Origin of the sequence: Pseudobutyrivibrio ruminis AD2017 (assembly GCF_000424305.1) — a bacterium.
In the GTDB taxonomy this organism is placed as follows: Bacteria; Bacillota; Clostridia; order Lachnospirales; family Lachnospiraceae; genus Pseudobutyrivibrio; species Pseudobutyrivibrio ruminis_B.
The window spans coordinates 401,777-412,152 of record NZ_AUJQ01000003.1 but is presented as its reverse complement, the minus strand read 5'-3'; the positions used below and the strand labels follow the sequence as shown (position 1 = coordinate 412,152).

The window sequence follows — 10,376 nt, the reverse complement described above, 5'->3', positions numbered from 1 at the left end:
GCTCATGCCAAAGGTCTTCTTTTATTTTATATTCAATTAATACTGGATAACAGAATTTGCCCCCGAAGGGATAATTTCCGTTGCCCGTTAACATAATATTCTATTCCATCTCCACAGTTCCTGGTGGCTTAGAAGTAAGATCGTACATTACGCGGTTAACACCCTTAACCTCGTTGATGATACGGCTCATTACACGCTGAAGTACTTCGAATGGGATTTCGGAAGCTTCGGCTGTCATGAAGTCTACTGTTTCAACGGCACGGAGGACTACTGCGTAGTCGTATGTACGCTCGTCGCCCATAACACCTACGGAGCGCATGTTTGAAAGAGCTGCAAAATACTGATCTGGAAGCTTCTCAAGGCCAGCCTCAGCAAGCTCAGTGCGATAAATATAGTCAGCATCCTGTACGATGCGAACCTTTTCTTCTGTAACTTCACCAATGATACGGATTCCAAGGCCTGGGCCTGGGAATGGCTGACGGAATACAAGGTATTCAGGAAGCCCAAGCTCTAAACCAACCTTACGAACTTCGTCCTTGAAAAGATTGCGAAGTGGTTCGATGATTTCCTTGAAATCAACATAGTCAGGAAGACCGCCTACGTTGTGGTGAGACTTGATAACTACTGATTCGCCACCAAGACCTGATTCAACAACGTCTGGGTAGATAGTTCCCTGTGCGAGAAAGTCTACAGTACCAATCTTCTTAGCCTCTTCCTCAAATACACGGATGAATTCCTCACCGATAATCTTACGCTTCTGCTCTGGCTCTGTAACGCCAGCAAGCTTAGCGTAGTAACGCTGTGCTGCATTTACACGAACAAAATTAATATCAAAAGAACCAGCAGGGCCAAATACTGACTCTACCTCGTCACCTTCGTTTTTACGAAGAAGGCCGTGGTCTACGAATACGCAAGTAAGCTGCTTTCCAATAGCCTTAGCTAAAAGTGCTGCAAGTACTGATGAATCAACACCACCAGAAAGCGCAAGAAGCACTTTACCTGAACCTACACGCTGACGAATCTCTTCTATAGTATGCTCAACAAAGGAGTCCATGCGCCAGCTGCCTTCAGTTCCACAGATGTTACGAACAAAGTTGAATAAGATTTCCTTACCCTGTACAGTGTGAAGTACTTCTGGATGGAACTGGATTGCATAAAGCTTTTTGTCCTCACAGCCTGCTGCTGCAACAGGGCAATCTGCTGTGTGAGCAAGGATGTCAAATCCAGGAGCTACCTTAGAAATATAATCAAAGTGGCTCATCCATACGATTGTTGACTTATCCACGCCTGCGAATAAAGAATCATAAGCTCCGTCAATAAAGGTTTCTGTTTTACCATACTCACGAACTGGTGCCTTTTCAACCTTACCACCAAGCACATGCATCATAAGCTGTGCGCCGTAGCAAAGACCAAGTACTGGTACGCCAAGTTCAAACAGTTCCTTAGTATAAGTAGGTGCTCCATCCTCATAGCAAGAGTTTGGTCCACCAGTCAAAATAATGCCTGCAGGATTCATCTTTTTAATTTCATCAAGCGGGGTACGATAAGAATAGATTTCACAGTAGACATTACATTCTCTGACGCGACGAGCGACAAGCTGATTGTACTGTCCGCCAAAATCGATAACAATGACTTTCTCCTGGTTCATAGATACTCCTTATTAATTTGTTGTAATTTTTCTAAAGTATAGATTAAATTTTTAAATTCTTCAACTAAAAACATTAATATAAATAGGATTTCATTCGATACAATATATAGCAATATATCTAAAGGAGTATCTATGAGCATAAGTGTAACTAATTCGTTAAGCTTAAGATTGTTTTATAATAGCTATTCATCAGTGTCTCACGGTACAGCTAGAAACAGTAGTCCTACAGGCACTCTTTCAATGGCTGATGCAAGTGCGCTTCGCATTGCTATTAGAAAGCTGCAGGATTACGACTTTGAAGGCTCAACTGATGCAATGACCCAGGAAAAGCTGAAGGCATTTACCGACACTATGAATAACGCTATCACATCTGCGACTACTTACGGTAAAAATGACACCGCTGTCAAAAATGCTGTTAATAAACTTAAAAACATTAATAGTGAATATGCTTCCGAGTTACAGAAAATAGGAATTACTGTAAATAAGGATGGAACCATGTCCCTATATGAGAATGCCGCTAAAAACTATTCTGCTAAAAAGTTTGATAACTTCTTTACTGAGGACTCAAAATACTTAAAGGATGTTTATGAAGTTGCTAAAAGAATAACTCGTAAGGTAGATGTAAGAATTTAGCTTGCACTTTTGCCTCTTTTGGACTAGAGTATGAGTGGGTATTTTTGTATACCATAAAATAATTGGAGGCAAGATAATGTTTTTTGATAAATCCTCAAAAAGAGGTCTTAAAATTATTATCGTTGGTTGTGGTAAGGTAGGTCGTACATTAGTAGACCGCCTTTCAAAGGAAGGCCACGATATAGTTGTTATAGATAAAGATCAAGACAGAATTGATAATCTCACAAATCTATACGATATCATGGGTATTCAGGGTAACGGTGCCAGCTACAGCATTCAGGTAGAGGCTGGTATCAAGGACGCTGACCTTATTATCGCTGTTACTAACTCTGACGAGCTTAATCTCCTCTGCTGTACTATCGCAAAGCAGGTAGGTGATTGTGCTTCTATCGCACGAGTTAGAAATCCAGACTATTCAAAGGAAATTTCATATCTTCAGGAAAAGCTTGGCCTTGTAATGGTTATTAACCCTGAGTTTGAGGCTGCAAGAGAAATATCATCAATCCTTTCTCTTCCATCTACTCTAGAGGTTTCATCATTCGCACATGGTCAGGCTGAACTTGTTGAGTTCAAAATTGAAGAAGGTAACATATTAGATGGCCTTACAATTAAGGACTTATCATCTGCAACTACCAGCAAGGTGCTTATCTCTGCAGTTAAACGAGGAAACGATGTAGTTATTCCTACTGGTGATTTTGTATTGCAGGCAAATGATATCGTATCAGCTGTAGGCGCCAGAAGATTCGCCCGTACCTTCCTTAATGAAATTGGTTTCAAGACAAGACAGGTTAAGGATTGTCTGATTGTTGGTGGTGGTAAAGCTTCCTTCTATTTAGCTAAGCTTCTACTTCAGGCAAAAATCAACGTACGTATTATAGAAAGAAGCAAGGAACGTTGCGAGGAGCTTTCTATTGCACTTCCAAAGGCCACTATCATTAACGGTGACGGTGGCGATGAAGCATTACTTCGCGAGGAAGGCATCGAATACGTAGAAAGCTTTGTTCCTCTTACAGGAATTGATGAAGAAAACATTCTTCTTACTTTATATGCTAATCAGGTTAGCAATGCCAAGGTTATCACAAAGGTTAATCGAATCAATTTTGATAATGTACTCTCACAGTTGAATTTAGGTTCAGTGATTTACCCACGTCATATCACTGCCGAATCAATCATCGCTTATGTACGTGCTAAGAGCGCATCTGGTGATGGAGATGATATACTCACTTTATATCACTTATTTGATCAGAAGGTTGAGGCTATTGAATTCAATATTAGTGAGAAGTCAAAGGCTGTAGGCGTACCATTCTCGGTACTTCAGTTTAAGGACAATGTACTTATCGCATTCATCAACCGTAATGGTACAATCATTATTCCAAGCGGTTCAGATACAATTGAAGTTGGTGACACAGTTATGGTTGTTACCACACACACAGGCTTTGCCACAATACTTGATACTTTGAGGTAGTCGGATATGAATCATTCCGTAATTCGTTTTATATTAGGATATGTAATTGGATTTATGGGAATCTTTTTGATGCTCCCTATAATCGTTGCTATAATTTACCACGAAGGTGTATGGATAGATTACGCTGTAGTCGCTGTTCCATGCCTTATTATTGGATTTTTAAATAGCTATTTTAAACCAAGGCAATCTTCATTCTACTTAAAGGAAGGCTTCTTCTGCACTGGTGCTTCATGGGTTGCTCTTTCTGCAATCGGAGCTCTTCCATTATATTTAAGTGATGAGATACCACATTACATCGATGCGTTATTTGAAACTGTTTCTGGTTTTACCACAACTGGTGCATCCATCTTGGATAATGTTGAGCTTCTTAGCCATGCATCACTGTTTTGGCGAAGCTTTACACACCTTGTCGGTGGTATGGGAGTTTTGGTGTTCCTGCTTACAGTTATTCCACTGGCCGGTGGCGATGGTTCTCAGTTCAATCTGATGAAAGCCGAATCACCTGGTCCATCTGTTGGAAAGCTGGTTCCAAAGCTTAAGAACACAGCTCAGATGCTTTACCTTATCTACTTAGGACTTTGTGCCCTTGAAATCATTTTACTTTTGATAGCGGGCATGACTCCATTTGAAGCAATCAACACAGGTATTGCTACAGCAGGTACAGGAGGATTTGGAATATACGCCAACAGCTGCGCAGGCTTTAACGTAGCATGTCAGTGGATTATCGCTTGCTTCATGTTTATCTTTGGTGTTAACTTTAACTTTTACTATTACATGCTCTTCCATCACGCAAGAGATGCTTTCAGAATGGAAGAAGTAAGAATGTATTCATTCCTTACTGCATTATCAATAGGTATCATTACCGTCAACACACTTAGTAGTAGCGCAGGACTTTTTGATGCATTGACAAAGGCCGCATTCCAGGTTACATCTATTCAGTCATCTACAGGATTTTCTACAGCAGATTTTGCTGTATGGCCACAGACTAGCCGCTGCGTACTTGTACTTCTGATGTTTATCGGTGCTTGTGCAGGTTCTACAGGTGGTGGTATTAAGGTATCTCGTTTCGTTCTTATGGGAAAGGCTGTACACAAGGAATTAATCAGCTACATCCATCCTCGTAGCGTTAGAAAGACACTGATGGATGGAAAACCAGTTAACCACGAAACAATCCGTTCCAACAACGTTTTCTTTGGAACCTTTATGTTGATTTTCTTCATCAGCGTATTTATCTTGTCCTTTGAAAACCTTGATTTTTCAACTATATTTACTGCAGTTATTGCTACAATGAGTAACATCGGTCCTGGATTAAGCATGGTTGGACCAGCTTCAAACTTTGCTTTCTTCTCAGACCTTTCAAAGATTGTGTTGATATTTGACATGTTAGCAGGAAGACTTGAATTATTCCCAATACTAATGCTCTTCCACCCTAACATTTGGACAGATTTATTCTCAACACACAAACATAAAGAATTAAAAAATGCAGGTAAAGTATTAAAATGCAAACCACAATAATCAAAATGACTGATGCTTACGAGCATCAGTCATTCTACAATTCAAATGAAAATCTTAGTATTATAGACTGTCGTGACCTTGAGGGTACACGCTGTTATTTGGATGACTATGCGAAGGAGCAGCTTCTAGAAAGAATGGAGGCTGCTTCTTTAAATGGCATTCATTTCATCGATTCAGGAAACTATCACTACCTTAGCCTACTTTGGCTGATGCAGATTAAAACACCTTTTAATCTTATTCTATTCGACCATCATCCTGATGATCAGCCACCTAGCTTTGGGCAGATTACCTCCTGCGGAGGATGGGTGCTAGAGGCCAAAGAAACACTTGGCAATCTTATGAATGTATACACATTTGGCGTAGGCGAAATGCCTGATATCAACACTATAGATAAAGATATCCCCCTTTACATATCCATTGATAAGGACGTGTTGTCTGAGGACTATGCCATCACTGACTGGGACCAGGGCGATATGACAATAGATGAAATGATTGATTTGCTAAAAGATATTGCAAAAGACCGTCAAATAATCGGCGTTGATATATGTGGAGACAGTGGAGAATATGCAGAAAATGGGGCCTGCGTTAATAATCAGATAAATCAGACTCTTTTTGACTTTTTATCTAGTTTTCTATAAACTATAGATAAGAATAATGATTGGAGGGAACCCACTATGTATCCAGTAATTACTATTTCGAGAGAATTTGGCAGCGGCGGTCATAGCATTGGAGAAGCTGTTGCAAAACAGTTAAACATCCCATTTTATGACGGTGAAATTGTTAATCGTGTGGCTGTTGAAAGCGGCTACGCAAAGGAACTTATAGAAACTCAGGGCGAATACACATCTTCCACTGCTATGTGGTTTGACATTTCAGCAGCTGGAACAATGTATTTCCAAAGCCCACAGGATGAAATCTTTATAGCTCAAAAGAAAGTAATCCTTGATTGTGCAGCTAAGGGACCTTGCGTTATCGTAGGTAGATGTGCCGACTACATCCTTAGAAAAGAAGGCATCCGCTGCATGAATGTAATGATTCATGCTGATATGGAGCACAGAAAAAAACGTGTGTTAGAGCGCTATGAAAACATTGAAAATGTAAGCATTGAAAAGCGACTTGCAAAGAAGGACAAGCAGCGTAAAACTTACTACAAATATTACACAGATAAAAACTGGGGTGATTTCAGAGAATATGATGTTATCCTAGATAGCGGAACTCTTGGTGAAGAGATGTGCGTAAAAACTATATGTGAATTAGCCGGTGCATTTCCAGAATAAAAAATAGTGAAAAAAGACAGCTACTTGGTTGTTACGCTCTCAATAATTTGTTATACTCCGTCGCGAGATTGGCTCCTTGAGTATAACAAATCATTGATAGCTACAACCAAGTAGCTGTCTTTTTATTATTTATACCTGCGATAACATATTGACGCAATCGTCGCAGATTAAATCTCCATGCTCTAGCAAGAATGCTCCGTCGAAGCTTTCTGTAAACATCTGGGTAGCAAATTCTGCTAAAACTAAGATTACTGCTGATATCTGACGACGTGTAAGCTCGAAGTTAAGCTTGATGTAATAATCGTCACCATAACGGTACAATGCGCTTTGCATTCCATCGTACTTTGGTAAATGCTTGCAAAGTAATATTGCGGCATCCAAATCTGGTAAGATTGCCCAAAGTGGTGTTTCAAGGTACTGAGCTGTTACTTCATCAGTATCGTCGCTAATTGCCCTGGCTGGCTGCACTGGTACATCAGATGTGCCTGGTGCTGATGCTGTTGCCGGTGCTGGCATAATATTTGTGCTAGGTTGATTCTTTGTCGTAGACAAAGTCTCCTGTAAACCAGTTAAATGCTTCTTTAATTCCTCAATTGCAGTTGCCAATCCGCTGCTTGAATCTGGGGATATAAGTAATGCAACATCGCCCTGTGGCATAACTGTCATTTGGACACTATACGCCTTTGCATGAGTCTCTATTCCAAGTGTTTCACACGCCTCTGCTAGAATATCCCTAATAAAGCTCTGGGTCTTTTCCTGGTCACTGACGAAATCACCAAGCTCCATGCCGCTCATTTCCATTTCTTCTTTAGTGATGACGCATCTAATCTTGTCCTCACCTATCTTCTTGAACTTCATCAGCTCCCCTCCTTTCAATGTATGGACGTAAAATAAGTTTAGCAAATCGACTTAAAAGTGTCACGGAATTTTCTGTATATATTGTGTGAAAAAATAAAGTCTGTGAGTATTATTATTTAACTATTCCAACAATATCACGAATGTCCTCAATATTTTTTCTTTCCATGTAATCCATAACGCCTTGAAGAATATCCAGCGTAGCTGTTGGATTAAAGAAATTTGCAGTTCCTACAGATACAGCCGTTGCGCCTGCCAACATCATTTCCACTGCATCTTCCCATGTACAAATACCGCCCATTCCGATGATTGGAATATTAACTGCATTGGCACACTCGTATACCATTCTAACTGCTATTGGATGAACTGCTGGCCCTGACATGCCACCTGTTTTGTTTGCCAGAACAAAACTCTGACGCTCAACATCGATTTTCATTCCTGTTAAGGTATTGATAAGAGAAATTGCATCTGCACCGCCTGCTTCAGCTGCCTTTGCCATTACCTTGATGTCGGTAACGTTTGGCGAAAGCTTCATAACGATTGGCTGCTTAGCATGCTTCTTTACTAGTCTTGTGATTTCTTCAACTGCCTTAGGGTCCTGTCCAAAGGCGATTCCGCCTTCTTTAACGTTCGGACATGAAATGTTGATTTCCAACATATCTACCCTTTTTTCATCTGCTAATCTATCAACCACCTCAATATATTCTTCGGCTGAATGTCCACAAACATTAACCAGAACACGAGTATTCTTGTAATCTTCTAAAAATTTCAAATCTCGTTCACAAAATACTTCCACACCAGGGTTCTGTAAACCGATTGCATTAAGCATTCCAGAGCTAACTTCCGCAATACGAGGAGTAGGATTGCCAGGCCATGGCACACCTGCTACACCCTTTGTGACAACTGCTCCCAGCTTATTTAAATCTACGAACTCTGAATATTCCATTCCTGAACCAAAGGTTCCAGAAGCCTCCATGATTGGATTTTGAAATTCAACACCTGCAATTGTTACCTTTGTATTCATTATAGGACTACCTCCGTTGATAGGAAAACTGGACCATCTTTACATACTCTTTTATTTTTAACGTGGCTGTGGTCGTCCACATCCTTCGACTGGCACACACATCCAAGACATGCCCCTACGCCGCAGGCCATACGCTCTTCCATTGATACGTAGCATTTTGCACCAATTGAATCTGCATACTCAGCTACTCCTCTAAGCATTGGCTTTGGGCCGCAGGCATAGATTACATCTGCCTTTAAATCATTTTCCTTCATGGCATCCACTACTGTTCCGTGAACACCTACCGTTCCATCATCTGTTGCAAATACAACCTCGTCAGCTGCGTCGATGAAATTATCCTCCAAGAACAAATCGTCTGTGCGATATCCTAAGACTGCAGTTACATGGCCACTAAGCTGCTTTGCGAGCTCTAGCATTGGAGGCACACCAATTCCACCACCAACAACTATGGCTTTGCCTTCCTCCAGAGGGAAGCCATTTCCTAATGGTCCTAAAACTTCTACAGTATCTCCTGCCTGAAGCTTTGAGAACTCTTCTGTTCCCTTACCTACTACACGGTAGACAACTCTGAGAGTGCCCTGTGCCTTATCAATCTCACAGATGCTGATTGGGCGTGGCAGCAGCTTGCTTCCATCGTTTGAAAAGATGTTGATGAATTGGCCTGGGATGGAGTATTGGCTGGCAGCTGTTTTAAGGACTAGGCTGTAGATGCCTTCGGCTAGGTTTGCGGCTGAAACTATTTTAGCTGTTTCTTTAACTTTCATTTATTTGACTCCTTTTAGTTTTTAACCCTCATCAGTCACCTTCGGTGACAGCTTCTCCCAGGGGGAGAAGCCTTTTATGCTAATGCACCGCGGATGTCGGCGAGCATGTCTTCTACAGCGGCGCGGCTGGCTTCGGCGAAGTTTGCTTCACCGTAGCTTGCGTATTTTTCCTGCTGGTATGCTGCGATGATACCGCGGCTGGAATTTACGATGGCGCCAAGGCCATCTTTGTTGAAGAAGTTTACAAGGTCTGCACCCTTACCGCCCTGTGCACCATAGCCTGGTACAAGGATGTATGTATGAGGCATGAGCTTACGAAGCTTTGCACCCATTTCTGGGTATGTAGCACCTACAACTGCACCTACGTTAGAGTATTCGCCGTCCATAGAAGCTGAGCCCCACTCTTCAATCTTTTCAGCCATGTGTTCGTACAATGGTCTGCCATCGATTAATCTATCCTGGAACTCGCCAGATGAAGGATTAGATGTTTTGCAAAGTACGAAGATTCCCTTATCCTCTTCATTACATACATCTACGAAAGGCTTTACACCATCAGTACCAAGATATGGGTTAACTGTTGCCATATCTGCATCGAAGCCCTGATATTTATAATCCCCAACCTGAACTGAGCCAAGATGACCAAGAGCGTATGCTGTAGATGTTGAACCGATATCTCCACGCTTGATATCTGCGATAACCACAAGGCCAAGCTCCTTAGCGTAATCAACTGTCTTCTTATATGCAATCATGCCTGGAATGCCGTAGCTTTCGTACATGGCAATCTGTGGCTTTACAGCTGGAATTAAATCTGCACAAGCATCCATAATCTGCTTGTTATAATCAAACATAGCCTCGCCAACTGCCTCTAGGGTCTGGCCATGCTCTGCGATGTGCTTATCCACAAGAGTCTTTGGCATAAGCTTCATGGTAGGGTCAAGGCCCACAACTATAGGGGCGTTCTTCTCAGTAATCTGATTAATTAATCTTGAAATCATATTCTATCCTCCACTTGTTTTCTCGCCTGTTACGCTATCAAATCTAAGTATTACACACTCGACTAAGAATGTCTCGCTTAGTAATACTTAGTTTTGACAGCTACAGGCTACTTCTACACTTTCAATTCTAACTACTGCACACTCTCAACTAAGGATGTCTCGCTTAGTAATATTTATATTTGACAGCTACAGGCTACTTC

At 41.3% G+C, this 10,376-nt stretch carries 10 protein-coding genes; 5 read left to right on the top strand and 5 right to left on the bottom strand.

Annotated elements, in window-relative coordinates:
- Positions 1-100: 100 nt before the first annotated feature.
- On the bottom strand, positions 101-1,648 hold the full coding sequence (gene guaA / locus G611_RS0101700; protein WP_028242137.1) for a glutamine-hydrolyzing GMP synthase: 1,548 nt from the start codon (positions 1,646-1,648) through the stop codon (positions 101-103).
- A 132-nt stretch (positions 1,649-1,780) separates the two neighbouring features.
- On the opposite strand from guaA, the gene G611_RS0101695 reads away from it, so the two are divergent.
- The 5 genes from G611_RS0101695 to G611_RS0101675 all read left to right on the top strand — a co-directional run bounded on the left by G611_RS0101695 (position 1,781) and on the right by G611_RS0101675 (position 6,538).
- Positions 1,781-2,281, top strand: a complete 501-nt coding sequence (locus G611_RS0101695; protein ID WP_028242136.1) for a hypothetical protein — start codon at positions 1,781-1,783, stop codon at positions 2,279-2,281.
- Positions 2,282-2,357: 76 nt separating this feature from the next.
- On the top strand, positions 2,358-3,746 hold the full coding sequence (gene trkA / locus G611_RS0101690; RefSeq protein ID WP_028242135.1) for a Trk system potassium transporter TrkA: 1,389 nt from the start codon (positions 2,358-2,360) through the stop codon (positions 3,744-3,746).
- A gap of 6 nt (positions 3,747-3,752) precedes the next feature.
- On the top strand, positions 3,753-5,261 hold the full coding sequence (locus tag G611_RS0101685) for a TrkH family potassium uptake protein (protein WP_028242134.1): 1,509 nt from the start codon (positions 3,753-3,755) through the stop codon (positions 5,259-5,261).
- On the top strand, positions 5,246-5,899 hold the full coding sequence (locus G611_RS13570; protein ID WP_051195005.1) for a hypothetical protein: 654 nt from the start codon (positions 5,246-5,248) through the stop codon (positions 5,897-5,899). Before G611_RS0101685 ends, G611_RS13570 begins: the two co-directional genes overlap by 16 nt.
- Positions 5,900-5,935: 36 nt before the next feature.
- The gene (locus tag G611_RS0101675) at positions 5,936-6,538 is read left to right on the top strand and encodes an AAA family ATPase (protein WP_028242133.1); all 603 of its coding nucleotides are present in this window, start codon (positions 5,936-5,938) and stop codon (positions 6,536-6,538) included.
- Between the two features lie 129 nt (positions 6,539-6,667).
- Here the strand turns inward: G611_RS0101675 and G611_RS0101670 are convergent, their stop codons facing one another.
- From G611_RS0101670 to pyrF, 4 genes are all read right to left on the bottom strand, one after another.
- Positions 6,668-7,396 (bottom strand): adaptor protein MecA, encoded by a 729-nt coding sequence (locus G611_RS0101670; protein ID WP_028242132.1) that lies wholly within the window; start codon positions 7,394-7,396, stop codon positions 6,668-6,670.
- Positions 7,397-7,508: 112 nt separating this feature from the next.
- Positions 7,509-8,417: a dihydroorotate dehydrogenase gene (locus tag G611_RS0101665; RefSeq protein ID WP_028242131.1), complete on the bottom strand. Its 909-nt coding sequence runs from the start codon at positions 8,415-8,417 to the stop codon at positions 7,509-7,511.
- Positions 8,417-9,181 carry a dihydroorotate dehydrogenase electron transfer subunit gene (locus G611_RS0101660; RefSeq protein ID WP_028242130.1) on the bottom strand — a complete coding sequence of 255 codons (765 nt, stop codon included), beginning with the start codon at positions 9,179-9,181 and terminating at the stop codon, positions 8,417-8,419. Before G611_RS0101660 ends, G611_RS0101665 begins: the two co-directional genes overlap by 1 nt.
- A 74-nt stretch (positions 9,182-9,255) precedes the next feature.
- Positions 9,256-10,176, bottom strand: a complete 921-nt coding sequence (gene pyrF / locus G611_RS0101655; RefSeq protein WP_028242129.1) for an orotidine-5'-phosphate decarboxylase — start codon at positions 10,174-10,176, stop codon at positions 9,256-9,258.
- Between the last annotated feature and the right edge of the window lie 200 nt (positions 10,177-10,376).

Bases quoted from the DNA above. Each gene is read 5' to 3' on its own strand.
- pyrF (WP_028242129.1), bottom strand. From the start codon at position 10,176: ATGATTTCAAGATTAATTAATCAGATTACTGAGAAGAACGCCCCTATA.
- guaA (WP_028242137.1), bottom strand. From the start codon at position 1,648: ATGAACCAGGAGAAAGTCATTGTTATCGATTTTGGCGGACAGTACAAT.
- G611_RS0101670 (WP_028242132.1), bottom strand. From the start codon at position 7,396: ATGAAGTTCAAGAAGATAGGTGAGGACAAGATTAGATGCGTCATCACT.
- G611_RS0101665 (WP_028242131.1), bottom strand. From the start codon at position 8,417: ATGAATACAAAGGTAACAATTGCAGGTGTTGAATTTCAAAATCCAATC.
- G611_RS13570 (WP_051195005.1), top strand. From the start codon at position 5,246: ATGCAAACCACAATAATCAAAATGACTGATGCTTACGAGCATCAGTCA.
- trkA (WP_028242135.1), top strand. From the start codon at position 2,358: ATGTTTTTTGATAAATCCTCAAAAAGAGGTCTTAAAATTATTATCGTT.
- G611_RS0101685 (WP_028242134.1), top strand. From the start codon at position 3,753: ATGAATCATTCCGTAATTCGTTTTATATTAGGATATGTAATTGGATTT.
- G611_RS0101660 (WP_028242130.1), bottom strand. From the start codon at position 9,181: ATGAAAGTTAAAGAAACAGCTAAAATAGTTTCAGCCGCAAACCTAGCC.
- G611_RS0101675 (WP_028242133.1), top strand. From the start codon at position 5,936: ATGTATCCAGTAATTACTATTTCGAGAGAATTTGGCAGCGGCGGTCAT.
- G611_RS0101695 (WP_028242136.1), top strand. From the start codon at position 1,781: ATGAGCATAAGTGTAACTAATTCGTTAAGCTTAAGATTGTTTTATAAT.